The organism is Sphingomonas sp. (assembly GCF_036388215.1).
Taxonomy (GTDB): Bacteria; Pseudomonadota; Alphaproteobacteria; order Sphingomonadales; family Sphingomonadaceae; genus Sphingomonas.
In genome coordinates, this window is sequence record NZ_DASVSH010000026.1 from 113,027 (window position 1) to 136,206 (window position 23,180).

Consider the following 23,180-nt stretch of genomic DNA (forward strand, 5'->3'; position numbering starts at 1 on the left):
CTCCAGCGCCGCGGTCACCCCGCTGCGCGTCTCACTGCTTGAACAAGCTCTCCGCCGTGTGTTCGGCCGGCGCCGCGACTTCGCCATTCTCGGCGGCTTCGGCGGCGTGCGCGGCTGCGGTGCGCTCGGCGCGAAGCTGCTCGATCAGCGCCTCGCGGTCGCCCTCGAGGCGATTATCGACCGGCGCTTCGATGCCCGCGGCCTTGGCGGCCTTGGCGACCAGCGCATCGAGCTCGCGCTGCGTGGTGAGACCCAGCGTGACCGGATCCTTGGGCGTGATGTTCGCGATGTTCCAGTGGCTGCGATCGCGAATGGCGGTGATCGTCGTGCGCGTGGTGCCGATCAGCTTGCCGATCGCACCGTCCGAAATCTCCGGGTGGTGACGGAGAATCCAGGCAATGCCGTCCGGCTTGTCCTGACGCTTCGAGACCGGCGTGTAACGCGGCCCCTTGGTGCGGCGGATCTGCTCGGGGCCCTTGAGCATATTGAGGGAATAATCGGGATTGGCCTGGCCCTTTTCGATCTCTTCCATCGTCAGTTCGTGCGCGCGAACGGGATCGCGGCCAGTTAGCTTGGCAGTGGCGGTGTCGTCGGCGATCGCCTGAATCTCCAGGATGTGGAGGCCGCAGAATTCTGCGATCTGCTCGAAGGAGAGCGAAGTATTGTCGACCAGCCAGGAAGCGGTCGCATGCGGCATCAGCGGCTGGGCCACGATAGTCTCCAGAAATAGAAAGGGCCGCCCATCACGGGCGGCCGGTATGGCGGTCACTTACTGCGCGGAGCCGCCAAGGGCAAGCGGCTAGAGTGTGTTCCACTGGCGTGGAAGCGGTGAAACAGACTCTAGGCCGCCTTGCGCGGGATCAGGGGGCACAGTCCGGCGAAGAATTGCGCAGCGCTCGCTTCCCAGGTGAAGGTCCGGCCATAAGCGGCGCATGCCGCACGGTCGCGAGTCAGTGCTTCGCCGATCGCTTCAGTCAGATTCTCGGAAAGCGCGCCTGTCTCAGGCGTCACGATGTCGATGGGCCCGGTCACGGGAAAGGCGGCGACGGGCACACCGCAGGCCAGAGCCTCGATCATCACCAGCCCGAAGGTATCGGTGCGGCTCGGGAAGACGAACACGTCCGCCGCCGCATAGGCCGAAGCAAGCTCGGCGCCGAACATCGCCCCCAGGAAAGGCGTCTCCGGATAACGGGCCTCCAGCACCGCGCGCGCCGGGCCATCCCCTACCACGACCTTGGTGCCCGGATGGCTGGACTTGAGGAATGGTTCGAGATTTTTCTCCACCGCGACGCGGCCGACATAGAGCTGGATCGGCCTGGCCAGCCGAGCCATCGCGGGATGCGGAGCCAGACCCTCGCGGAAATTCGCGAGATCGACGCCGCGCCCCCAGGGCTTTAGCCGAGTCAGCCCATGATCGGCCAGCGACTGGCGGATGGAGGGCGTGGACGCGAGGATTGCCTGGGCCGGGGCATGAAACCAGCGAATGTAGCGCCAGAACCATTCGGCGGGGAGCCGCGTGCGCGCCGATACGTAATCGGGAAATTGCGTGTGATATGCGGTAGTGAAGGGCAATCCCATGCGCAGGCACCAGCGCCGCGCCGCGATGCACAGCGGGCCTTCGGTCGCGAGATGGATCGCCTCCGGCTCGAAGTCCTCCAGCATCTGGCCCACTGTGGCGACCCGCGCGAGCGCCAGCCGAATTTCAGGATAGGTCGGGCATGGCAGCGAACGAAACAGATCAGGCGAAATCACCTTCACGTGGTGCCCATGGCCTTGGAGCACTTCGCGGACGGCCTGGATTGTGCGGACGACACCGTTCACTTGCGGATCCCAGGCATCGGTGACGATGGCGATACGCACGGCGGTCAGGCCGCCCGCCGCTCCATCTCCCGGGCCTTCTCCCGATCCCGCGCTGCCATCTCGTCCGCCCAGTGCAGAATCTCCATTCGACCGTCGAGATGCTCGACCAGGTGCATCCCTCCACCCACTCGTCTTCGTTATAGTATTCCACGCCGTCGATCATCCTCATTTCGGCGGCCCAGCGGTTCAGCGCCATCGCGGCCTCATATGCGGCATTAACTAGTCCGTAATCGAGATGTGGCGGGGAAGCGCCGCCACCCGCGCTAGCCAGGCGCGGACATTCGGATAAGGCTGGAGGCTGAACCCGCCCTCTTCGGCGACGTGCGTATAGGCATAGAGCGCGACATCGGCGAGAGTCAGCCGGTCGATAACGAACCAGTCGCGTCGTTCCAGATGCTCGTCCATCAGCGCCAGCGCGGCCTCGCCGCCAGCCTGCTTGGCGGGCAGATTGGCGCGCTGGAGGTCGTCCAGGTTCTCGAACCCCACCCAGCCCTTCCAGAAGCGGACCATGGCGATGTTAGGCTCGTGATTATATTGCTCCCAGAACATCCAGCGCAGCATGTCGGCGCGCTCGAAACGGTCCGACGGAATCAAGTGCGTGCCGTCTGCGACATAGAAGCAGGCGGCATTGCTTTCGGGCAGGAAGTCCGGGCCGGCCTGGAGCACCGGAATGCGGCCGTTCGGATTGACCTGGCTCAGGAACTCCGCCGTGCGCGTCGCGCCCGCCATGATGTCATACTCGCGCCGTTCGAGCGCGACGCCGGCATGCGCGGCGGTGAGGCGGATCTTGTAGCAATTTCCCGACGCGGCATATTCGTGAAGCAGCAACGAAGTCATCAGATTATCCCCTCGGCTTCGCGCCACTGGACGATCCCCCGGTGGTACAGCCAGCCCCAGAAAGCGAGCAAGGCGACATAGAGCCAGCCCCAAAGGTGCTTCCAAAAGGGGAAGAAGAAGCCTTGCTTCAGGTCGCGGCCCACTTCCCTGTGCAGCTCCGCATCGGCTTCGGGCACCAGCGGCGCCATCACCAGTTCCCAGCGGTTGCGCGTGTAGACCACATAGCCAAACTCCTCATACCAACCGAAGGGCATGCCAAGGAAACTCCACTCGCGGATTGAACGGCCATAGCGCAGCGGCGCATTGGCGTTGCTGATCCTGGGCGGCGGAGCGCGGCCCGCCATGACGAGCGCTTGGTAGAGCATTTCCGCCTTGGTAGGCTCGCGGACCACATGGACGCCGCCGTAAGCGACGATCTTATCAAGGTTGGTGAGCAGCTGTCCCTGCGCGTTCGGCGGAATATCCGCGATATGGGCGACCGCGCGATGCTGATCGCTCAGGAACCAATGACGGTCCGACATCAACAAGATCACCGGAAGCGCCACGATAAGCACTCCCGCAACGATATTGCGCAGCATTCCCACCCCCCCCTTGGCGAAGCTGCGATCTTAGCGCGTCGGGCGCGAGCTACAACTGTGTCTCCATAAGCAGCACGATCTTCCCCACATGCTCACCCGCTTCCATGCGTCGGTGCGCCTCGGCTGCCTCCGCCAGCGAAAAAACCCGGTCGATCACCGGCTTGAGCTGGCCCGCGGCCACAAGCGGCCAGACCGTCCGGTGAAGTTCGTCCGCCACCAGCGTCTTGAACTCCACCGGGCGCGGCCGCAGCGTCGAGCCGGTCAGCGTCAGGCGCTTGCGCATGATCTCGAGGATCGGGATCGTCGCGATCATTCCGCCCTGGGCCGCGATCGAGACGTGCCGCCCCTCGTCCGCGAGGCATTGGAGGTTGCGCGGCACATAATCGCCGCCGACCATGTCGAGCACGATGTTCACGCCCTTCCCGCCGGTGATCTCCTTCACCCGCGTCACGAAATCCTCGGTCTTATAGTTGATCGCATGCCCCGCTCCTATCTCGCGCGCGGCGGCGCACTTCTCGTCGGAACCGGCAGTGACGATCGTCTCGACGCCGAACAGCTTGCAGAGCGTGATCGCCATGGTGCCGATGCCAGAGGTGCCGCCATGGATCAGGATCGTCTCTCCTTCGCTGGCATAGGCTCGCTCGAACACGTTGGTCCACACCGTGAACAGGGTCTCGGGCATCGCGGCGGCTTCGATCATGGTGAGCGCCTCGGGCACCGGCAGGCAGGTGCCGAGCGGAGCGACCGCATATTCCGCCTGCGCGCCGCCGCTCACCAATGCGCAGACCGGCTGGCCCAGCATCTCGCGCGGCACGCCTTGGCCCAGCGCGACGATCGTGCCCGAAAGCTCCAGACCAAAAATCGAGGGCGCCCCGGGCGGCGGCGGATACATTCCCTTGCGCTGCATCACTTCGGGCCGGTTGATGCCCGCGGCGGCGACCCTGACCAGCACTTCGCCTTCGCCGGGCCGCGGCACGGGACGCTCGACAAGCACCAGCACTTCGGGCCCGCCCGGAGCTTTGGGATCGATTGCGCGCATCGTTTCGGGGACGGTCATCGGCTCGTCGCTTTCCGGCATGCAGGATTGAGGCGTTTATTGACATCGACTGGGTGTCGGTCAACGTTGTGCAGGCGATGGAAGCAGACGAAAATCTTCCGCGCCGCAAGCACGATCTTGCGACGCAACTGGGCCGTGAGGACCTCGATCCGCTTTCGGTGGAGGAGCTTGCGGAGCGTATCGCGCTGCTCGAAGCTGAAATCGATCGAAGCAAAGTTAAAATGCAACGCGCCGTTAACCATCGCGCAAGCGCCGACGCCCTATTCAAGCGATGAGCGTTACGGCACCGAGGTTCGGGCGACCATCCGCCAGTCCAAGGTGTCGGGCCACAGCGCTTGATGCGAGGCCGACCACTCCCGACATAAGGGGAAATCGGACCGCGTATCCTTCCGGCCCGCTGGAGTATTCTGATGCCTAGTTTCGCCTCCGCGCTCGAATCCACGCTGCACAAGGCGCTCGAAGCCGCCAGCTCGCGCCGCCACGAATATGCGACGCTCGAGCATCTTCTGCTCGCGCTGGTCGATGACGAGCATGCCAGCAAGGTGATGACCTCGTGCGGTGTCGAGCTCGACGATCTGCGCAGCACCGTCGCGCATTATCTGGATACCGAGCTTGAAGCGCTGAAAGTCGAGGCCGCGACCGATCCCTCGCCCACCAGCGGCTTTCAGCGCGTGGTCCAGCGCGCCATCCTCCACGTGCAGTCGTCTGGGCGTGACGAAGTCACGGGTGCGAACGTTCTCGTCGCCTTGTTCTCCGAACGGGAGAGCTACGCAGTATATTTCCTCCAGCAACAAGACATGAGCCGCCTCGACGCCGTCAGCTTCATCAGCCACGGCGTTGGGAAGGGATCGGGTCCTGGCGAGGCGAGCACTCCCAAGGGCGCCGAGGAAGAAAAGGCCGCGACCAAGACCGAAGGTAAATCGGGCAAGGGCGAAAGCGCGCTCAAGCAATTCACCGTCGATCTCAACGAGAAGGCCAAGGCCGGCAAGGTCGATCCGCTGATCGGGCGCGGGCCCGAAGTGGATCGCACTATCCAGATCCTCTGCCGCCGCAGCAAGAACAACCCGCTCTATGTAGGCGATCCCGGCGTCGGCAAGACCGCCATCGCCGAGGGGCTGGCGCGCAAGATCATTGAGGGCCAGGTGCCCGACGTGCTCAAGGAAGCGGTGATCTATTCGCTCGACATGGGCGCGTTGCTCGCTGGCACCCGCTATCGCGGCGATTTCGAGGAGCGGCTGAAGCAGGTCGTCAACGAGCTGGAAAAACTGCCTCACGCGGTGCTGTTCATCGACGAGATCCACACCGTCATCGGCGCCGGCGCGACCAGCGGGGGCGCGATGGACGCGTCGAACCTGCTCAAACCCGCGCTTTCGGGCGGATCGATCCGCTGCATCGGATCTACTACCTACAAGGAATTCCGCAACCACTTCGAGAAGGACCGCGCGCTGCTGCGGCGCTTCCAGAAGATCGACGTCAACGAGCCTTCGATCGAAGACACGGTGAAGATCCTCGCTGGCCTGCGCACAGCGTTCGAAGAGCACCACAAGGTCAAATACACGCCCGACGCGATCAAATCGGCGGTCGAGCTTTCGGCGCGCTACATCAATGACCGCAAGCTGCCGGACAAGGCGATCGACGTGATTGATGAGGTCGGCGCGATGCAGATGCTTGTGCCGCTGAACAAGCGCAAAAAGACCATCACTTCCAAGGAAATCGAGCAGGTCATCGCCACGATGGCGCGCATTCCTCCAAAGACCGTATCGAGCGATGACACCCGCGTGCTCGCCAATATCGAACAGGATCTGAAGCGCGTCGTGTTCGGGCAGGACAAGGCGATCGAAGTGCTGTCCTCGGCGATCAAGCTGAGCCGCGCGGGCTTGCGTGATCCCGAGAAGCCCATCGGCAATTACCTGTTCTCGGGACCCACGGGCGTTGGCAAGACTGAAGTCGCCAAGCAGCTTGCCGAATTGCTTGGCATCCCGCTCCAGCGCTTCGACATGTCCGAATATATGGAGCGTCACTCGGTCAGCCGCCTGATCGGCGCGCCACCGGGCTATGTCGGGTTCGACCAGGGCGGGCTTTTGACCGACGCGGTCGATCAGCAGCCGCATTGCGTGCTCCTGCTCGACGAAATCGAGAAGGCGCATCCGGACCTGTTCAACATCCTGCTCCAGGTGATGGATAACGGACGCCTGACCGACCAGCACGGCAAGTCCGTCGATTTCCGCAACGTCATCCTGATCATGACCACTAATGCAGGTGCTTCGGACATGGCGCGCGAGAGTGTCGGGTTCGGCGACATGGGCGGCCGCGAAGACGTTCAGGAAGAAGCGGTGAAGAAGCTCTTCACCCCTGAATTCCGCAACCGCCTCGATGCGATCGTACCGTTCGATTACCTGCCGAGCGAAGTGGTCGCCCGCGTGGTGGACAAGTTCATCCTCCAGCTCGAGCTTCAGCTGGCGGACCGCGGCGTGCATATCCAGCTCGACGAGCCGGCCAAGGCATGGCTCACCGAGCGCGGCTACGACAAGCTGTATGGCGCCCGCCCGATGGGCCGCCTGATCCAGGAGAAGATCAAGCAGCCGCTCGCCGAGGAATTGCTGTTCGGCAAGCTGATCCATGGTGGCGAAGTCAATGTGAAGCTCAAGGACAATGCGCTAGTCTTCGAGATCACGCCCGCCGCGCCCAAGCCCAAAAAGGGCGGCAAGAAGACAGTGGCGGCAAAGGCCAACTGATGGCTACGGGGAACCGGAGCAGTGCTGCGGTTCCCCGCTTCAGCGAAAGTAGGTGCGCGCGGCTGCGATCGCCGCGGTTTCGCTCGAATAGGGCTTGTTGAAAACGTAGGAGCTTCGGCAGGCGTGCGACCAGACCTTGCCCCAGCCATTGTCGGCAGTGGCTTGGATGGTCCGATTATATGGCCCCTTCATAGAGGCGACGCCGTTCTCACGGATCGACAGCCACAGGATCAATATAGTGGCTTTCGCGCAATCGATCCGGAACTGCGTCCAATGCTCGCTCACCGGCCGCCCAGTGCCGATATCCTTCGGAGTCTTGTAGACATTGAGGCCCCAGCCATCGACGCTGTTTCCCAAGCGCCTGATCGTGTTCAAATCGACGAAGGCCACCTCGCCCGGGGCGATATAGCTCACGCCAAGTCGGGTTTCAGGAGGGGTGGCCGTGCTGCCCTGTGATATGGGTAGCAGCGCTAGGCCACAGCTAAAAGCCATGCGCCTTAACCGGTTATTTGTCATGATGGATGTAACAAGACGGGGATGTTCCGGGCCCTTCTCTACCGCCTCGCGGCGGCCTTGCTCCTGTGCATCGGCGTGGCGAGCTTCGTCCCCACTGCGCACGCGCAGAGCGCGCTTGCCGGCGTCCCGCTGGAAGTGTGCGTGCTGCGCGATACTGGAGGAATGAATCCGGTCGAGCTGATCGCGCATCCCGAGCGCTTCGACTGCACTACCGCCCAGCACAGATTCGGTCCGGGCAATTTCTGGGTGATCACCAAGGATATTCATCAGCGAGCACGCAAGCCATTCCGTATCCGCCTCGCCAGCCTGTGGCAGGATGGCCTCTCGCTCTACACTTTGCATGCCGATGGCCGGATCGACAATTCGGTCACCGACCGGCGCGGGGTGACGCCGCTGGTTCAGTTGGGCGCCCTAGTCGAGCACACCCTGCCCGCATCCGATTCGGGCGTGGTCCGGGCGATGTGGCATGTCCAGGGATCGGCCAACGTTCGAGGAATCGTAATCGGAACCCGGCTTTCGACCGCGACGCAGAGCCAGCGCGCCAACCTCACGATGGCGGCGATCTACGCGGGCTTTGCCGGGTTGTGCATCGCGCTGATCATATACAATCTCGCTTTGTGGGGCGCCCTTCGCCACCGCTTCCAGCTCTATTATTGCGCGATGGTCGCGGCCCTGCTGCTTTACACTTTCTCCTCGTCCGGCGTTCTCGCATGGGTGTTTCCGGAGATCGCTAACAACGATCGGCTGCGGATCAACTATCTGATGCTTGGCATCACCGGAGCCACCGCACTGGTATTTGCAAGGAGCTTTTTCGAGGAGCGCGTCTTCGCGGGCTGGTTGGGCAAATATACCTTGGGAGTGGCTTGCGCGATGGCTGGCGCCGGGCTGCTGTTCCTTCTGTCTGCGCCCTTCTCCGTCCGGCTGGCGGATATGGTCTTCACCGGCGCGTTTCTTGGGCTCGCCACTGTGGTCGGACCCACTTTGTGGTCGGCATGGCGGCGGCGGAGCAACTATTTATGGCTGTTCGCGATCGGCTGGGGCGCCCCAATCCTCACCGCCGTCCTGCGCGCGCTTGCCGGGCTTCACTTCATACCTTGGAATTTCTGGCTCGACAATTCGACGGTCCTGTCGATGGTAGTGGAAGCCCTCGCCTCCAGCCTGGCCATCGCCTACCGGATCAAGCTGCTGCGCGACGAACGCGATTACGCGATCGCAAGCGAAGTGATGGCGCGGCGGCTTGCCGATACGGATCCGCTGACCGGCTTGCTCAACCGTCGCGCATTTCTTGCCCAGGCGATCGGGCGGCCGGGCGAGCAGCAATTGCTCATCGCCGATCTCGACCATTTCAAGCAAGTCAACGAAACGCTCGGCCATGACGGCGGCGACGAAGTACTGAGGCTGTTCGCGCGTCTGCTGCGCACGCACGCGCCTGCGGGAACGCTGGTGGCGCGAATGGGCGGCGAGGAATTCGCGATCCTTTCCGCAGCCGGCGAAGCTGTGGAGCCCGAGGCGTTGCTCGCCAAGCTGCGCGCCACGCGGATGCCGTTCGATCTCCAGGTCACCGCCAGCATCGGCTCCTGTCGCGGGCCGCTGACCAGCGATATCGAATGGAAGGCGATCTACCGGGGCGCGGACGCCGCCCTGTTCGAAGCGAAATCGGCGGGCCGCGACCGCGTGCGCCGGACGGTGCGCGAAGCGGCCTGAGCCCGCCCGAATTTTTCGTTGGGGTGCAGATTGCGGCGCCTCGTCGCGTGGCGTATCAACGCAGCCATGGTCAAGCGCAATCGGATCATCCTGGCTCTTGGAGCGGCGGCCTTGCTGCTGATTTCGCTCGCCCCCGATCGGCGCGCCGACATTGCCATCCAGATGCACCGCGGGGGCGATATCGCTCCGCACAAGGTGGAGGCGACCGTCGACTTGGGCATAATGGCGATTTCGGTGCTGGTGACGTGGAGCAAGCGGCTGGTCTATTGACCGGCTCCGGAGCTTGCTTACATTGATGTAAATGACCGATCCCGAGCATATCTGGCGCACTGCGTTCCAGCACCCCGGCCGCTGGGACGAGGAATTCCCGCCGCTCTCGATGGTCGAATTGTTCGAAGCGAGCGCGCGGGCGCATCCCGACACACCCTTGCTCGATTTCATGGGCCGCAAATACAGCTATGGCAAAACGCTGGACGGCGCGAACCGGGTAGCGAGCGGGCTGAGCGCGCTGGGATATGGCAAGGGGGACCGGATCGGCCTCTTCCTGCCCAACGTTCCGCATTATGTCGCGGCGTATTACGGCGTGCTCAAGCTGGGCGCGACGGTAGTCAATTTCTCGCCGCTTTATTCTGTCGAGGAGCTGGCGGCGCAGGTCCAGGATTCAGGCACGCGGCTGTTGTTCACGATTTCCGCGAGCGCCTTGCTGCCAACGGCGCTGGCAGTGCTCGAGCGAAGCGGGCTGGAACGGCTGGTCGTCGGATCGGTCGCCGGCGCGCTGCCAGCCGCCAAGTCGCTTTTCTACCGCCTGTTCCGCAGGGGCGAAGTTACGGCGCGGCCACGCGACCCGCGCGTCATCGCATTCTCCCGGCTCATCCGGAATGATGGCGCTTTCGACGCGCCGGCCATCGATGCCGCGGCCGATTTGGCGCTGATCCAATATACCGGGGGCACCACCGGGGTTCCCAAGGGAGCGATGCTCACGCATCAGAACCTTTCCGCTAACGCCCGCCAGGTCGCGCGGCTCGATCCGCATACGGATGGCAAGGCGGATACGATCCTGGGTGTGCTGCCCTTCTTCCATGTCTTCGCGAACACCTGCGTGCTCAATCGCACGGTGCTGACCGGCGGCGAGATCGTGATGCTGCCGCGGTTCAACGCCAAGCAGGCGCTGGCCGCGCTGCGCCGCACCCGCCCGCGCTCGATGCCCGGGGTGCCGACCATGTATCAGGCGCTGCTCGATACGCCGGGTATGAAGGCCGAGGACTTCAAGTCGCTGGAGGTCTGCATCTCGGGCGGCGCGCCGCTGCCCCTCGCGCTCAAGACCGATTGGGAAACGATCACGGGCGCGCGCGTGATCGAAGGCTATGGCCTCTCGGAAAGCTCAGGCGTGGTTTCGTGCAATCCCTATGACGGCCTCAGCAAAACCGGCACGATCGGCCAGCCGCTGGCGGGAACGCACGTTCGGCTGGTTGACAAGGAGGATGCCACCCGCCCGCCGCCGGAAGGGGAGCCGGGCGAGGTGGTTGTCGCGGGTCCCCAGATCATGCGCGGTTACTGGAACCGGCCCGAGGCCGACCCAGATACGTTCGTGGACGATCACTGGCTCCGCACAGGCGATGTCGGGACGATCGACGAGGATGGCTATATCCGCATCGTCGATAGGCTGAAGGACATGATCGCGGTGGGCGGCTTCAAGGTCTTCCCGAGCCAGATCGAGGCCGTGCTGTACAAGCACCCGTCGATCAAGGAGGCGCTCGTAATCGGTCTCCCGGATCCCTATCATGGCGAACTTCCGCACGCCTATGTGACACTGGACGAGGGCATGGCCGTGAGCGGCGAAGAACTGTTTGGCTGGCTCAACCCGCAATTGGGCAAGCACGAGCGGGTAAAGGAAGTGGTGGTGCGCGAAAGCCTGCCCAAGACGATGATCGGCAAGCTCAGCCGCAAGGACCTGCTGGCTGAGCTCCAAGCCTAACCGCTCCGCCGCTGTCGCGAAACAGCACACGCGGTTGCGATCCAATCGAGCCTGCCGCATAGCGCTGCAATGGCAGAAGAACCGGACATCGCGGCCCTTTCGTTCGAGGAAGCGCTCAAGGAGCTCGAGCGGATCGTCGGCCGCCTGGAAAGCGGCGAGGCGCAATTGCAGGAAGCAATCGACCTGTACGAGCGCGGGGATCGCTTGCGCAGTCAATGCGCGGCACGGCTGGATGCGGCGCAGGCCAGGATCGAAGCGATCCGCACCGATGCCGAAGGCCGGGCGGCTGGCACAACGCCCTTCGCGGCCGGCTGACGGGCGCAGTGGCTGAGCCCAGCCTTTCGCTACAGGCGGCGCTCCGCCAGGTTTCCGCCGAGATGGACCGGCAATTCGATCGGCTGCTCGCGATTCCAAGCGATCCGCGCGAGGGACTGTATCGCGCGATGCGCCACGCGACGATCGGCGGGGGCAAGCGCCTGCGTCCCCTGCTGGTGTTCGCCACCGCTCAGCTTTTCGCGGTGGACAAGGCATGCACCGCCCGGGTCGCCACGGCGCTTGAATGCATCCATGTCTATTCGCTTATCCATGACGACCTGCCCGCGATGGACGATGACGACCTGCGCCGTGGCAAGCCCACCGTTCACTGCGCCTTTGACGAGGCTACCGCCATCCTGGCCGGCGACTGCCTCCACGCCCTCGCCTTCGAAATTCTTGCTGACGAAGCGACATATCTGGACCCCTTTGCCCGGGTCGAGCTGATCGCCAGCCTTTCGCACGCCTCGGGACCATCCGGCATGGCTGGGGGGCAAATGATGGATCTGGAAGCCGAGAAGGCTAGCTTCGACTTGCCGACCGTAACCCGGCTGCAGGCGATGAAGACTGGCGCGCTGATCGCCTGTGCAGTCGAATGCGGCGCTATCCTGGGACGCGTGCCTCCCGAGGGCCGCACGGGCCTGCGCGGCTATGCCCGCGACATGGGCCTCGCCTTCCAGATCGCCGACGACATCCTCGATGCCGAAGGCGATGAGGCGCTGGCCGGCAAGAAGCTTCGCAAGGACGGAGCAGCTGGCAAGGAAACTTTCCTCAGCCTGCTGGGACTGGAGCGCGCCAAAGAGCAGGCGGCGTTGCTGGTCGACCAGGCGATCGAGCATCTCAAGAGCTATGGCCCTGAGGCCGACCTGCTGCGCGACATCGCGCGCTATACGCTCGAACGCGACCGATAGGGGGATCGCATGACCATCCGCACCGGCGTCTATCCCGGCACTTTCGACCCGCTGACGCTGGGCCATATGGATATCATACGCCGCGGGGCGAAGCTGGTCGATCGGCTCGTGATCGGCGTGACCACCAACCCAAGCAAATCGCCGATGTTCACGGTTGAGGAGCGCATGACCACCGTGATCCGCGAGACCGCCGATATCGAAGGCATCGAAGTGGTGAGTTTCGATTCGCTGCTGATGGACTTTGCCGAGCGCGCCGGCGCGAGCGTGATCGTGCGTGGGCTGCGCGCGGTGGCGGACTTCGAATATGAGTATCAGATGGCCGGGATGAACCAGCAGCTCAACGACCGGATCGAGACCGTATTCCTGATGGCCGACGTCTCGCTCCAGCCGATCGCCAGCCGGCTGGTCAAGGAGATCGCGCTGTATGGCGGGGATATCGTCAAGTTCGTGCCCCCCAGGGTACGTGACGAGGTGGCCGAGCGCGTCGAAGCGATTGGCCGCAAGGGAAGCTAAGCCGACTTTGCTACCGTCGGTTATTGCTTTAGACCGGCACTTGAATTTTCAGATCGAGTGGGGATGTGCATGCGTTTCGTAGCAATTCTGGCCGCATTGGCCGCGGCGCTGGCCGTCTCGCCCGCGCTGGCGCAGGGCGGCGGGCCGCCGCAGAAAGTTCCTGCCGAACCGCTGCGCGGCGTTGCCGCCGATCCGGTAGTGGCGAAGCCCCTGCCCGCCGTGGTGCCCGCCGATCCGGAAAACACCTGGGTTCTCGACCTTTCCTCCGGTGGCCGCGTGCTCATTCGGCTGCGTCCCGACGCCGCGCCGCTGATGGTCGAGCGGATCAAGACACTCACGCGCCGCAAATTCTATAACGGCGTGACGTTCCACCGCGTGCTGGACGATCCTTATCCGATCGCCCAGGGCGGGGACCCCACCGGCACGGGCACCGGGGATTCGGATCTCCCCGACGTGCCAGCCGAGTTCAACAGCCTGCCCCATCTGCGCGGCACGGTCTCCGCCGCGCGCCAGGGAGCGCCCGAGGGCGCCAGCCCCGAACTGGTGAAAGCTGCGGAGAACAGCGCCAACAGCCAATTCTATGTGATGCTGCGGCCGCTCCTCGTCTTCGACCACAATTACACTGTGTTCGGCCGCGTGATCTCCGGCATGGAGTGGGTCGATCTGATCCAGCGCGGCGAGCCGCCGGCGAACCCGACGCGCATCCTCCAGGCCTATATCCTCTCGGACAATCCGCCCCCTTATCAGGCTCCGGCGGCGGCGGCGGCAAGGGCGCTGCCCGAAGGCGAGACCAAGGCGACGCTGGTCCCCTGACCGCTTAGGCGGCTGCACGAGATGAACGTCAATCTGTTCGATTTCGAGCTGCCGGCGGAGCGGATCGCGCTTCGTCCTGCGTCTCCCCGCGATTCGGCCCGGATGCTGGTGGTCGAGCGGGCCGGCATGCACGACGCTGCCGTGCGCGACCTGGCCGCGCTGCTGCGCGCGGGCGATTGCCTGGTGTTCAACGACACCCGCGTGATCCCCGCCCAGCTCGAAGGACTGCGCGGAAGCGCGAAGATCGGCGCGACGCTGCACAAGCGTGAGGGGCCGCGGCGCTGGCGCGCCTTCATCCGCAATGCCCGCAAGCTGCGCGACGGCGAGACTGTCGAGTTCGGCGGGGGCGTCATCGCGATCGCTTCGGCGCGCGGCGAGGACGGCAGCTTCGCACTCGACTTTGCCGGGGATGAGCCGGTCGAGCTGCTGCTCGAACGCTGCGGCCGGATGCCGCTGCCGCCCTATATCGCCTCGAAGCGCTCGACCGACGCGCGCGACGCCGAGGATTACCAGACGATGTTCGCCAGCGAGCCTGGCGCCGTGGCCGCGCCCACCGCCGCGCTGCACTTCACCCCCGATCTCATCTCCGCGCTCGAAAGCGCCGGGATCGGGCATGCGACGCTGACGCTCCATGTGGGCGCGGGCACCTTCCTGCCCGTCAAGGCCGAGGACACCGACGCGCACCGGATGCACGCCGAATGGGGCCGCATCGACTCCGCCACCGCCGAGCGGCTCAACGCGGTGCGCGCGAGCGGCGGGCGCGTGATCGCGGTGGGCACCACCAGCCTGCGCCTGATCGAAAGCGCGTGCGACGAGGATGGCACTATCCAGCCGTTCGAGGGCGACACCGCGATCTTCATCACGCCGGGCTATCGCTTCCGAGGAGTGGACGGCCTGATCACCAATTTCCATCTGCCGCGCTCGACACTGTTCATGCTGGTATCGGCGCTGATGGGGCTGGAGGCGATGCAAGCGGCCTATGCGCATGCGATCGCGGCGGGCTATCGCTTCTACAGCTATGGCGACGCATCGCTCTTGCTGCCTTCCAGGTCCTAGCATCTCATGCGGTTACCCGGCTAAGACCCAGGCAATGGCCGCGCATCACGACCACCACCACCACGCCCCTGTCGATTTCGGCCGCGCGTTCGCGATCGGCACGGCGCTCAACCTGGCGTTCGTCGCAGTCGAGGGCGCCGCGGGGTTCTGGACCAATTCGGTCGCCTTGCTCGCGGACGCCGGGCACAATCTGTCGGACGTGCTGGGACTGCTGATCGCCTGGGGTGGAGCGGAACTGGCCAAGCGGCCCGCATCGGCGCGCTTCACTTATGGGCTGCGTGGTTCGTCTATCCTCGCCGCGCTGACCAACGCAGTGCTGCTGCTGGTCGCGGTGGGCGCGATCCTGCTGGAGACCGTGCAGCGCTTCTCGGCCCCCGCGGCGGTGCCCGGAGGCACGGTGATGATCGTCGCCGGGATTGGCATCGCGGTGAACCTGGGCACCGCGATGCTGTTCGCGCGCGGGCGCAAGGGCGACATCAACATCCGCGGCGCCTATCTCCACATGGCGGCCGACGCGGCGGTCTCGGCAGGCGTGGTAGTCGGCGGCGCGCTGATCCTGCTGACCCAGGCGGCGTGGATTGATCCGGCGATCAGCCTGATCATCGTAGCGGTGATCCTGTGGACCACGTGGGGGCTGTTCACCGAATCGCTGACCATGGTGCTCCAGGCGGTGCCCAAGGGCGTGGACGCGGCGGCGGTGGAGCGCACGCTGGCGGCGCTGCCGGGCGTCGAGCGGGTCCACGATCTGCATATCTGGCCGATGAGCACCACCGAAGCGGCGCTCACCGCGCATCTGGTGATGCCCGGGGGCCATCCAGGCGACGCTTTCCTGATGGACCTTCAGCACAGGCTGGAGCACGATCATGGCATCGATCACACGACGGTTCAGATCGAACTGGGCGACGGGGCGGAGTGCCGCATGCATGGGAGGGGACACGCGCATGGCTGAAGCGTCGCCCGTGCCCGCGCGCGCGCCGATCGGGCTGGTTATCTTCGATTTCGACGGCACGCTATCGGACAGCGGCGACTGGTTCATCTCGGTGATCGACGATCTCGCGCGGATCTTCCATTTCCGGACCGTTACCGAGGACGAAGTGGAGATGCTGCGGCACAAGAGCTCGCGCGAAGTAATCAAATATCTCCAGATCGCGCGCTGGAAGCTGCCCTTCATCGCCTGGTACGTTCGCCGGCTGGTCGGCCGCAATGTCGGACAGATCGAGCTGTTTCCGGGAACGCCCGATCTGCTCCAACAGCTCAACGCCATGGGCGTGCGGATCGCGCTGGTGACCTCCAATTCCGAGGACAATGCCCGCCGCATCCTGGGGCCCGAGAACGCCGCGCAGATCGCCTTCTACGCCTGCGGGTCATCGCTGTTCGGCAAGGCCCCGAAATTCCGCCGCGTGCTCAAGCGGCTGAGCGTGCCCGCAAGCCAGGCTCTTGCGATCGGCGACGAAACCCGCGACGTGGACGCCGCGCGCGAAGTGGGGATGCGGGCGGGGTCGGTGCTGTGGGGCTATGCGCACGAACAGGCGCTGGCCGCGACCAAGCCGGACGCATTGTTCCGCGCGCCGCAGGATATCCTGGATTATGTGGCGGCGCATCGGGGCTGATCGCAGCGAAAGGTTAGTAAAGGTTAGGCCAATGCGCAGTGCGCGCGCATGCGAATGTTCCCAATGTTCGCATTGGCCATGGGGTCGCCCGGCGGGCAGATCAAGGGCGTCGACTGGGCCGAAAGGCCTGGGATCGGACAAGTCAAAGAGCGGCGGCACCCTGGGGCACTGCGACCGATCAGCGAAGCAGGGCAAATCCTACATTGCAAGGCGGAATGGTAGATCGTCGTTGAACGGCTACGACGTCATCCACCACAATGCCCCGACCCCCAGGACCAGGGGCAGCGTCACCATTGCCACCGCCACGGCCCAGGCTGCTGCCCCGCCCATATCGTTCATCGACATAGCCAATCGCGGCCTCGGCGAAGGAAAGGAAGGTAACGTCACTCATTCGAAGACGATAGCAGGGCAGGAGACCCCTCGCCACCGCTCAGCCTGAGCTTGCTGAAGGCCCACGGTCCTGCGCCGGAACGCTTGCGGATGGCGGCCCTTCGACAGGCTCAGGGCGAGCGGAGGGTATGCGTGAACTCAGCGCAAGCCGCTTCAGGCCCCGCCGATCCCCTCGATCACTATGCCCGTGCCGCGGCATTCCGGGCATTGCTCGCCATCAGCTTCACCCGAGCCGGCGCAGCGGGGGCATAGGTTTTCGCCGGTGCCCGGGGTGCCGGGGGCGGCTTGGTCTCCGGGGTTGATTTCATCGGCCATTACAGGCTCCTCATTGCAAGTGGATCGCTAGCCAAACGGTCGGGCGGTCCTTTGCGGTCCAGGTCACCCAATGTTTCTGACCGGCCGCGATGAGCAGGTGATCGCCGGGCGCCAGCGCAATTTCCGCCGAATCCTCGATCCGCATTCCCGCCGCGCCGGTGATCAGGAGGACCCACTCGTCCTCTGCCTGGACCAGCGGCTTGTCTTCGGGCGTCGCCTGGCCGCGAGAGACGATGCGCTCCACACGGATGCCGGGGCGGCTGAGCAGTTCGGTGAAGGCTTCGGCGCGGGTGGCGGCGGGAAGCTTTTCGAGCAGGCTTTCGATTTGCGGCTTGAAGCGCGGTTTCGGCTCAGGCTTCGGTTCGGGTTTCGGCTTGGGCCTCGGGCGCGCCTTTACCGAGCCGGCGGACTTGCCCCAGGCGCTGCTGGCTGCGCCGCGCAAGTGATCTTCGATCTCCTGCGCCGTGGCGGTGAGCGCGTCGCCCTCCATTCCGAACACCGGCTCGCCCTTTGCGCCCTTCAGCCCAAAGCGGCCGAAATCGCCGCCGGGCTTGCGGCGGCGGGACTTGACCAGCCTAAGGCCCCGATGGGCGGCCATTTCGCGCAGGATGTCGTCGGCTTCGCTCATGTTGCTTCCCTCGACAGCGCGCCGCTTAGGCGGCAATGGCGTGCCCCATGTCAAACACCCGGCCCCGTTTCGAGTTCACCATCGCCGCCACCGACGGCAAGTCGCGCATGGGCACGATCGCGATGCGGCGTGGTGACATCCGCACGCCAGCGTTCATGCCGGTAGGGACGGCGGCAACGGTGAAGGCGATGAAGCCGCAGGACGTGCGGGCTTCGGGCGCGGATATCCTGCTCGGCAACACCTATCACCTGATGCTGCGCCCAGGCGCCGAGCGCGTCGCACGGCTGGGGGGGCTGCACGAGTTCATGGGCTGGGAGCGGCCGATACTGACCGATTCAGGCGGCTATCAGGTGATGAGCCTGTCCGAACTGACCACGCGCAGTGAAGAGGGCGTGGCGTTTCGATCGCATCTGGATGGGTCCAGGCACCTCATCACGCCCGAACGATCGATCGAGATCCAGCGGTTGCTGGGCAGCTCGATCACCATGGCGTTCGACGAACTGGTGCCGACCACATCCACGCGCGAAATCCAGGTCGCCGCGATGGAGCGCTCGATGCGATGGGCGAAGCGTTCGCGCAACGCATTCGAGGCCGTGCCCGATCATGCCGCCGACAATGCGATCTTCGGCATCCAGCAGGGAGCGCTGGACGAGGGGCTTCGCTCGGCCTCCGCCGATGCGCTGAAGGCGATTGGATTCGACGGCTATGCGGTGGGCGGACTCGCGGTAGGCGAAGGGCAGGAAGCGATGTTCGACGTGCTCGATTATGCACCGGGCCAGCTCGATCCGGCCAAGCCCCGATACCTGATGGGGGTGGGCAAGCCCGACGATATCGTCGGCGCGGTCGAGCGCGGGATCGACATGTTCGATTGCGTTTTGCCTACGCGCAGTGGCCGCACGGGCCAGGCATTTACCCGGGCCGGGCCGATCAACATCCGCAATGCGAGGTTCGGCGAGGATCAGGGGCCGATCGACTCCGAATGCCTCTGCCCCGTGTGCGGCACGTGGAGCCGGGCCTATCTCCACCATCTGGTGCGCGCCGGAGAGATATTGGGCGCGATGCTGATGACCGAGCATAATCTGTATTTCTATCAGGCGCTGATGGCCGATCTGCGCGCGGCGATCGCAGAGCAGCGGCTGAGAGAATTCGCGGATACGTTTCGCATGCGGTATTCGAGCGGCAGGGCAGAATAACTGTGCCGAGCCTAGTAATTCCCATCGCTAAACTCCTGCCCCCGCGCCGAATAGCGCCGCTACCCATTGTCGCTTTTATGTTGACAGCTACCTGTCGGTCGTCTAAAAAAGACTGTGCCCGAGGTCCGGACCACTGAGGAGTTCGATGCGTGGATCGGCAGCCTTCGTGACGCTCGCGCAAAAGCTCGCATCGCGGTTCGCATTCGCCGGATGGAGCTTGGCCTGTTCTGCGGCGACGTTAAGCCGATTGGCGAAGGACTCTCGGAAGTTCGCATCGATTACGGCCCCGGCTATCGGATATATTTCGTGCGGCGGGGTGATGTGCTGGTCGTTGTTTTGGCCGGTGGCGACAAGCGGTCGCAGGGGAAGGATATCAGGATCGCCAAGCAACTGGCTTCCGAGTTGGAGTAATGGATATGGCTACCAAGCTCAAAACACGCTCGTTTGACGCGGCAGAGCATCTCGATAGCGAAGAGGCGCAGCGCGAATATCTTGCCGCCGCGGTCGAGTCCAACGATCCCGCCTTCATCGCAGACGCGATTGGCGTAGTGGCGCGCGCGCGGGGCATGACCGACATTGCCAATCGCACCGGCGTTTCCAGGCAGCAGCTCTATCGCTCTCTCAGTGCATCGGGCAATCCAACCCTGGCGACCCTTACCAAGGTACTCGATGCCATGGGACTGAAATTGTCCGTGGTTTAGCAGGGTCGCGTCGCCAACGCTGCGCCATTGCGTGGAATGGTCACGGCGGTCGACTCTGGAGCCAATCATATAATTACCTTAACCATCAAGTGTTTCGCTGCGGGACGCGGCCGAAATCGGGGGCGAAAGCGTTAGCGTTTGCGCCTATATTCCCGGCTGGATCGAGCGAGGTTTGGCTGAGTGTTCTGGCGGCGTTTCACCAAGATGCAGGCGCGAGGGATTGCCGCGGCGGCGTTCGTCTCGCTGATCGGCGCTGGATTCTCCGCGCAGGCGATCGGCCCGAATAGTCCCAGGCCCGCGCCCAAGGTAGAACTCTCGGGCTATGAGGCCGACGATCATTTCCCAGGCGCGGCCTATTATACGGCAGTGGATGACGAGCAGGCGGCAGCCGCCGCGGGCGCGACTGGGACGATCGACTTGCCCGACATGCCGGTGCCCGAAAATGCCGTGGTGGACGAATCGATCCAGCCCGCATCGCCCTTCGCATTGGCCGGCACGCCCAATGACAAGGCGCGCGCGCTGCAATGCCTGACCACCGCGATCTATTACGAAGCCGCGCGCGAGCCCGATGACGGCCAGCGCGCGGTGGCGCAGGTCGTGCTCAATCGCGTCCGCCACCCGGCTTTTCCCTCCACCGTGTGTGGCGTGGTCTTCCAGGGTTCGGAGAAGCGCGGCTGCCAGTTCAGCTTCGCATGCGACGGGGCCTTGAGCCGTGGCCAGCCCGCGCGCGATGCATGGGTGCGCGCCGCGCGAGTGGCTTCGGATGCGCTATCGGGCAGCGTGTTCGCGCCGGTAGGCATGGCGACGCATTATCATACCTATGCCGTCACTCCTTCGTGGAACCGAAGCCTGGTGATGACCGGCGTCTATGGCGCGCATTTCTTCCATCGCTGGAAGGGCTATTGGGGCACGGCAGTGGCATTCCGCCAGGCCTATCGCGGGCATGAGCCGTTTCCGGGACCGCATGCGAGCGCGGTTGCCGCAGTGAATGCCGCGCTGCCAGCACCTGCGGTGCCCAGCCGCACGCCCATGGCGACTCCCACGCCCATTCAGGCGATCCAGCCGGCTTATGCGCAGAGCGGCACGCCGATTGCCGCCAAGGCCCGGGGCGAGGATGCCGAATCGCAGATCCTCGACAAGTGGAAGGACAGCGGCAAGCCGCTGCGGTGAAAAGGAAATGGGCCCCGCCTTGCGGCGGAGCCCGTCCCTACTCCCGAGGGAGCGTGTGGTTTACCAGCCGCGGCCGCGGCCGTCGCGCCGATCGTCGCGATCGTGCTTCTGGACGCGGATGCTGCGCTCGAGCATGTCGAAGCGGCGATCCAGGTCACGGCGCTCGGCCATCGTCAGGCCCGGACGCGAAGCCCGATAGCGGGCTTCGATGCGGCCCAACTCCCGGAACTGCGCCCGGAGACGGATAGCTTCACCGCGGGTTAGCGCGCCCGAACGAATGCCCTGGTTGATCCGGTTTTCAATGCGGTTCTGGCGGGCATTGATGTTTTGCCATGCGCCACCCTGAGCGTGCGCATAGCCGCGCTGCGGCGCAGCGGCCATTGCCGTGGCGGGAATGGACGAGGCGGCGATGCCGAGGCCGGCGAGCATAAGCGTGAACTTCTTCATGGGTTTGTACTCCTCTTGAACACGACCGCCGGGGCGGCCTGTGAGGACATATATGGAAGCGCCCTGTCGCCAGGATGTACCGTCCATGCGGCTTTTGTGTCACCGATTGTCGCAGGTGCGAAGGCTTCGTTCAGAAAGGTCAAGCCGGCTCCAGCAGTCGCTCCGCCTGGGCGCGCGCCTCGTCCGTCACTTGCGCGCCTGAGAGCATGCGGGCGATTTCCTCGCGGCGCTGATCGACGTCAAGCGGCGTGACGCCAGTGCGCGTGACTACGCCGTCATGCGATTTGGCGATCAGCAGGTGCCGGCTGCCCCGCGCCGCGACCTGCGGGCTATGGGTTACCACCAGCACTTGCGCGCGCCCGGCGAGGCGGGCCAGCCGTTCGCCGATCGCACTCGCCACCGCACCCCCCACGCCGCGATCGATCTCGTCGAAGATCAAGGTGGGCGCCCCGCCCTTTTCGGCGAGCGCGACCTTGAGCGCGAGGATGAAGCGCGAAAGCTCACCGCCCGAGGCGATCTTGATCAGCGGCGCGAAGGGCGCGCCGGGATTGGTGGACACGAGGAATTCCACGCGGTCCATTCCGCCGGCGGACCACGCGCCTTCGTCAAGCGGCTCGATACCGGTGCGGAAACGCGCCGCGTCGAGCTTGAGGGGCTCGAGCTCGGCGATCACCGCCAGATCGAGCCGTGACGCGGCTTCGGTGCGCGCCGCCGAAAGGGCGCGCGCGGCTTCGAGATAGGTGCGGTGCGCCGCTTCCAGCGCCAGTTCAAGCGCGGCGATCTCCGCGCCTCCGCTTTCCACGCGCTCCAGTTTGGCGGAGAGATCGTCAAGCAAGGGGGCGAGATCGTCGGGCTGGACGCGGTGCTTGCGCGCGACGCCGCGCAATTCGAACAGCCGCGTCTCGTCGGCGTCCAGGGCGGCGGGATCGAAGGCCAGCGCTTCGGCGGCGGCATCCACCTTGTCCTGCGTTTCCGCCGCGTCGTTGATCGCCCGATCGAGCGCGGCGAGCGCTTCGCCCAGCAGAGGATGGTCCGCCGCGATCCGCTCGAGGATGCGCGCCGCCTGGCGCAGACGCGTCAGCCCGCCCTCCGATCCTTCGAGCAGGTGGGCGATCGACTGGAGTTCGCCGGCGATCCGCTCGCCCTTCTGCATCGTGGCGCGGCGCCCTGCGAGGCTTTCCTCCTCACCCGGCTCGGGCGCGAGGGCGCGCAACTCGGCGACGGCGTGTTCGAGCCATTCGCGGTCGCGCGCGGCCAGTTCCTGTTCGGCACGGGCCGCAGCCAGCGTCTCCTCGGCAGCGCGCCAGGCGCGGTGGGCGGTCGCCACCTGCTCGCCGTCGCAGCGGCCGAAGGCATCGAGCAGCGCGCGATGCCCGCGCGGATTGAGCAAGCCGCGATCGTCATGCTGGCCGTGGATCTCCACCAGATGCGGCGCTAGTTCGCGCAGCAGACCGGCGGAGGCGGGTTGATCGTTGAGAAAGGCGCGGCTGCCCCCATCGGACTTGACGACGCGTCGCACGATCAGCGGTTCGCCGGGCTCCAGCTCCAGTTCATGCCGGGCGAACAGTTCGGCGACGGCGCTGTCGGCGGCGGGCGAATCGAAGCTGGCGGTGACGCTGGCCTGGCCCGCGCCCTGGCGGACCAGCCCGGTCTCGCCGCGCGCGCCCAGCGCCAAGCCCAAGGCATCCAGCAGGATCGACTTGCCCGCCCCGGTCTCGCCGGTGAGCACGCCCAGGCCTGGGCCGAACTCAAGGTCCAGCGCCTCGATCAGGACGACATCGCGGATGGAAAGCGCCGTCAGCATCGCGCCAGTCTATCGCAGGAACACACACGGAACGGAAGTGGCGTAGGCCACCAGG

The 23,180-nt window shown here is 65.0% G+C and carries 26 protein-coding genes and 1 pseudogene; 16 read left to right on the forward strand and 11 right to left on the reverse strand.

Translation table 11 applies throughout. The annotated features are described in order from the left end of the window. Positions 1 to 31: 31 nt before the first annotated feature. The 6 genes and pseudogenes from VF617_RS10050 to VF617_RS10075 form a co-directional block, all read right to left on the reverse strand. Positions 32 to 712: a DUF1013 domain-containing protein gene (locus tag VF617_RS10050; protein ID WP_331014744.1), complete on the reverse strand. Its 681-nt coding sequence runs from the start codon at positions 710 to 712 to the stop codon at positions 32 to 34. Between the two features lie 128 nt (positions 713 to 840). Further along, positions 841 to 1,860: a glycosyltransferase family 1 protein gene (locus VF617_RS10055; protein WP_331014745.1), complete on the reverse strand. Its 1,020-nt coding sequence runs from the start codon at positions 1,858 to 1,860 to the stop codon at positions 841 to 843. A 5-nt stretch (positions 1,861 to 1,865) separates the two neighbouring features. Then, positions 1,866 to 2,035 (reverse strand): annotated as a pseudogene (locus VF617_RS10060) (UDP-2,3-diacylglucosamine diphosphatase); the annotation flags it as partial. A gap of 44 nt (positions 2,036 to 2,079) precedes the next feature. Next, entirely contained in the window at positions 2,080 to 2,697 is a 618-nt protein-coding gene (locus VF617_RS10065; protein ID WP_331014746.1) for a glutathione S-transferase family protein, read from the reverse strand. After that, positions 2,697 to 3,275: a hypothetical protein gene (locus VF617_RS10070; protein WP_331014747.1), complete on the reverse strand. Its 579-nt coding sequence runs from the start codon at positions 3,273 to 3,275 to the stop codon at positions 2,697 to 2,699. The genes VF617_RS10065 and VF617_RS10070 overlap by 1 nt, the downstream gene beginning before the upstream one ends. Before the next feature lie 49 nt (positions 3,276 to 3,324). Beyond that, complete coding sequence (locus tag VF617_RS10075) at positions 3,325 to 4,332, reverse strand: NAD(P)H-quinone oxidoreductase (RefSeq protein ID WP_331014748.1); 1,008 nt, start codon at positions 4,330 to 4,332, stop codon at positions 3,325 to 3,327. A gap of 77 nt (positions 4,333 to 4,409) precedes the next feature. On the opposite strand from VF617_RS10075, the gene VF617_RS10080 reads away from it, so the two are divergent. Continuing rightward, positions 4,410 to 4,607 carry a DUF1192 domain-containing protein gene (locus VF617_RS10080; protein WP_331014849.1) on the forward strand — a complete coding sequence of 66 codons (198 nt, stop codon included), beginning with the start codon at positions 4,410 to 4,412 and terminating at the stop codon, positions 4,605 to 4,607. A gap of 135 nt (positions 4,608 to 4,742) precedes the next feature. Next, positions 4,743 to 7,067 carry an ATP-dependent Clp protease ATP-binding subunit ClpA gene (gene clpA, locus VF617_RS10085; protein ID WP_331014749.1) on the forward strand — a complete coding sequence of 775 codons (2,325 nt, stop codon included), beginning with the start codon at positions 4,743 to 4,745 and terminating at the stop codon, positions 7,065 to 7,067. Positions 7,068 to 7,106: 39 nt separating this feature from the next. Here clpA and VF617_RS10090 read toward each other — a convergent pair whose 3' ends face one another. Then, positions 7,107 to 7,481, reverse strand: a complete 375-nt coding sequence (locus VF617_RS10090) for a surface-adhesin E family protein (RefSeq protein WP_331014750.1) — start codon at positions 7,479 to 7,481, stop codon at positions 7,107 to 7,109. 123 nt (positions 7,482 to 7,604) lie between these two features. Here VF617_RS10090 and VF617_RS10095 point away from each other — a divergent pair, with 123 nt between their 5' ends. The 10 genes from VF617_RS10095 to VF617_RS10140 all read left to right on the forward strand — a co-directional run bounded on the left by VF617_RS10095 (position 7,605) and on the right by VF617_RS10140 (position 16,477). Beyond that, positions 7,605 to 9,287, forward strand: a complete 1,683-nt coding sequence (locus tag VF617_RS10095; RefSeq protein WP_331014751.1) for a diguanylate cyclase — start codon at positions 7,605 to 7,607, stop codon at positions 9,285 to 9,287. A gap of 30 nt (positions 9,288 to 9,317) precedes the next feature. Then, entirely contained in the window at positions 9,318 to 9,557 is a 240-nt protein-coding gene (locus VF617_RS10100; RefSeq protein WP_331014752.1) for a hypothetical protein, read from the forward strand. A gap of 31 nt (positions 9,558 to 9,588) precedes the next feature. Next, positions 9,589 to 11,262, forward strand: a complete 1,674-nt coding sequence (locus VF617_RS10105) for a long-chain fatty acid--CoA ligase (protein ID WP_331014753.1) — start codon at positions 9,589 to 9,591, stop codon at positions 11,260 to 11,262. Positions 11,263 to 11,331: 69 nt separating this feature from the next. After that, on the forward strand, positions 11,332 to 11,577 hold the full coding sequence (locus VF617_RS10110; protein WP_331014754.1) for an exodeoxyribonuclease VII small subunit: 246 nt from the start codon (positions 11,332 to 11,334) through the stop codon (positions 11,575 to 11,577). A gap of 62 nt (positions 11,578 to 11,639) precedes the next feature. Next, complete coding sequence (locus VF617_RS10115; RefSeq protein ID WP_414714015.1) at positions 11,640 to 12,485, forward strand: polyprenyl synthetase family protein; 846 nt, start codon at positions 11,640 to 11,642, stop codon at positions 12,483 to 12,485. Positions 12,486 to 12,500: 15 nt separating this feature from the next. Next, positions 12,501 to 12,998, forward strand: coding sequence for a pantetheine-phosphate adenylyltransferase (gene coaD, locus VF617_RS10120; RefSeq protein ID WP_331014850.1), 498 nt, complete (start codon positions 12,501 to 12,503; stop codon positions 12,996 to 12,998). Positions 12,999 to 13,067: 69 nt separating this feature from the next. Beyond that, positions 13,068 to 13,811 carry a peptidylprolyl isomerase gene (locus VF617_RS10125; RefSeq protein ID WP_331014756.1) on the forward strand — a complete coding sequence of 248 codons (744 nt, stop codon included), beginning with the start codon at positions 13,068 to 13,070 and terminating at the stop codon, positions 13,809 to 13,811. A gap of 21 nt (positions 13,812 to 13,832) precedes the next feature. Beyond that, positions 13,833 to 14,867 (forward strand): tRNA preQ1(34) S-adenosylmethionine ribosyltransferase-isomerase QueA, encoded by a 1,035-nt coding sequence (queA, locus tag VF617_RS10130; protein WP_331014757.1) that lies wholly within the window; start codon positions 13,833 to 13,835, stop codon positions 14,865 to 14,867. Positions 14,868 to 14,901: 34 nt separating this feature from the next. Then, the gene (locus VF617_RS10135) at positions 14,902 to 15,816 is read left to right on the forward strand and encodes a cation diffusion facilitator family transporter (protein ID WP_331014758.1); all 915 of its coding nucleotides are present in this window, start codon (positions 14,902 to 14,904) and stop codon (positions 15,814 to 15,816) included. Further along, positions 15,809 to 16,477, forward strand: a complete 669-nt coding sequence (locus tag VF617_RS10140; protein ID WP_331014759.1) for an HAD hydrolase-like protein — start codon at positions 15,809 to 15,811, stop codon at positions 16,475 to 16,477. Before VF617_RS10135 ends, VF617_RS10140 begins: the two co-directional genes overlap by 8 nt. Positions 16,478 to 17,020: 543 nt before the next feature. On the opposite strand, the gene VF617_RS10145 is transcribed toward VF617_RS10140, so the two are convergent. Further along, positions 17,021 to 17,182 (reverse strand): hypothetical protein, encoded by a 162-nt coding sequence (locus VF617_RS10145; protein WP_331014760.1) that lies wholly within the window; start codon positions 17,180 to 17,182, stop codon positions 17,021 to 17,023. 10 nt (positions 17,183 to 17,192) lie between these two features. Then, positions 17,193 to 17,810, reverse strand: a complete 618-nt coding sequence (locus VF617_RS10150) for a hypothetical protein (RefSeq protein WP_331014761.1) — start codon at positions 17,808 to 17,810, stop codon at positions 17,193 to 17,195. A gap of 47 nt (positions 17,811 to 17,857) precedes the next feature. On the opposite strand from VF617_RS10150, the gene tgt reads away from it, so the two are divergent. The 4 genes from tgt (at position 17,858) to VF617_RS10170 (ending at position 20,874) form a co-directional block, all read left to right on the forward strand. Further along, positions 17,858 to 19,003, forward strand: coding sequence for a tRNA guanosine(34) transglycosylase Tgt (tgt, locus tag VF617_RS10155; RefSeq protein ID WP_331014762.1), 1,146 nt, complete (start codon positions 17,858 to 17,860; stop codon positions 19,001 to 19,003). A gap of 114 nt (positions 19,004 to 19,117) precedes the next feature. Then, the gene (locus VF617_RS10160) at positions 19,118 to 19,414 is read left to right on the forward strand and encodes a type II toxin-antitoxin system RelE/ParE family toxin (protein WP_331014763.1); all 297 of its coding nucleotides are present in this window, start codon (positions 19,118 to 19,120) and stop codon (positions 19,412 to 19,414) included. A 5-nt stretch (positions 19,415 to 19,419) separates the two neighbouring features. Further along, positions 19,420 to 19,704, forward strand: coding sequence for an addiction module antidote protein (locus tag VF617_RS10165; RefSeq protein WP_331014764.1), 285 nt, complete (start codon positions 19,420 to 19,422; stop codon positions 19,702 to 19,704). Between the two features lie 180 nt (positions 19,705 to 19,884). Continuing rightward, positions 19,885 to 20,874, forward strand: a complete 990-nt coding sequence (locus VF617_RS10170) for a cell wall hydrolase (protein WP_331014765.1) — start codon at positions 19,885 to 19,887, stop codon at positions 20,872 to 20,874. A 60-nt stretch (positions 20,875 to 20,934) separates the two neighbouring features. Here the strand turns inward: VF617_RS10170 and VF617_RS10175 are convergent, their stop codons facing one another. Next, entirely contained in the window at positions 20,935 to 21,321 is a 387-nt protein-coding gene (locus VF617_RS10175; RefSeq protein WP_331014766.1) for a hypothetical protein, read from the reverse strand. 139 nt (positions 21,322 to 21,460) lie between these two features. Continuing rightward, a complete protein-coding gene (gene recN, locus VF617_RS10180; protein ID WP_331014767.1) occupies positions 21,461 to 23,125 on the reverse strand; it encodes a DNA repair protein RecN in 1,665 nt (554 codons plus the stop codon). Between the last annotated feature and the right edge of the window lie 55 nt (positions 23,126 to 23,180).

Bases quoted from the DNA above. Each gene is read 5' to 3' on its own strand.
- VF617_RS10065 (WP_331014746.1), bottom strand. From the start codon at position 2,697: ATGACTTCGTTGCTGCTTCACGAATATGCCGCGTCGGGAAATTGCTAC.
- VF617_RS10070 (WP_331014747.1), bottom strand. From the start codon at position 3,275: ATGCTGCGCAATATCGTTGCGGGAGTGCTTATCGTGGCGCTTCCGGTG.
- VF617_RS10075 (WP_331014748.1), bottom strand. From the start codon at position 4,332: ATGACCGTCCCCGAAACGATGCGCGCAATCGATCCCAAAGCTCCGGGC.
- VF617_RS10080 (WP_331014849.1), top strand. From the start codon at position 4,410: ATGGAAGCAGACGAAAATCTTCCGCGCCGCAAGCACGATCTTGCGACG.
- clpA (WP_331014749.1), top strand. From the start codon at position 4,743: ATGCCTAGTTTCGCCTCCGCGCTCGAATCCACGCTGCACAAGGCGCTC.
- VF617_RS10095 (WP_331014751.1), top strand. From the start codon at position 7,605: ATGTTCCGGGCCCTTCTCTACCGCCTCGCGGCGGCCTTGCTCCTGTGC.
- VF617_RS10105 (WP_331014753.1), top strand. From the start codon at position 9,589: ATGACCGATCCCGAGCATATCTGGCGCACTGCGTTCCAGCACCCCGGC.
- VF617_RS10110 (WP_331014754.1), top strand. From the start codon at position 11,332: ATGGCAGAAGAACCGGACATCGCGGCCCTTTCGTTCGAGGAAGCGCTC.
- VF617_RS10115 (WP_414714015.1), top strand. From the start codon at position 11,640: ATGGACCGGCAATTCGATCGGCTGCTCGCGATTCCAAGCGATCCGCGC.
- VF617_RS10125 (WP_331014756.1), top strand. From the start codon at position 13,068: ATGCGTTTCGTAGCAATTCTGGCCGCATTGGCCGCGGCGCTGGCCGTC.
- queA (WP_331014757.1), top strand. From the start codon at position 13,833: ATGAACGTCAATCTGTTCGATTTCGAGCTGCCGGCGGAGCGGATCGCG.
- VF617_RS10135 (WP_331014758.1), top strand. From the start codon at position 14,902: ATGGCCGCGCATCACGACCACCACCACCACGCCCCTGTCGATTTCGGC.
- VF617_RS10140 (WP_331014759.1), top strand. From the start codon at position 15,809: ATGGCTGAAGCGTCGCCCGTGCCCGCGCGCGCGCCGATCGGGCTGGTT.
- VF617_RS10145 (WP_331014760.1), bottom strand. From the start codon at position 17,182: ATGGCCGATGAAATCAACCCCGGAGACCAAGCCGCCCCCGGCACCCCG.
- VF617_RS10150 (WP_331014761.1), bottom strand. From the start codon at position 17,810: ATGAGCGAAGCCGACGACATCCTGCGCGAAATGGCCGCCCATCGGGGC.
- tgt (WP_331014762.1), top strand. From the start codon at position 17,858: ATGTCAAACACCCGGCCCCGTTTCGAGTTCACCATCGCCGCCACCGAC.
- VF617_RS10165 (WP_331014764.1), top strand. From the start codon at position 19,420: ATGGCTACCAAGCTCAAAACACGCTCGTTTGACGCGGCAGAGCATCTC.
- VF617_RS10175 (WP_331014766.1), bottom strand. From the start codon at position 21,321: ATGAAGAAGTTCACGCTTATGCTCGCCGGCCTCGGCATCGCCGCCTCG.
- recN (WP_331014767.1), bottom strand. From the start codon at position 23,125: ATGCTGACGGCGCTTTCCATCCGCGATGTCGTCCTGATCGAGGCGCTG.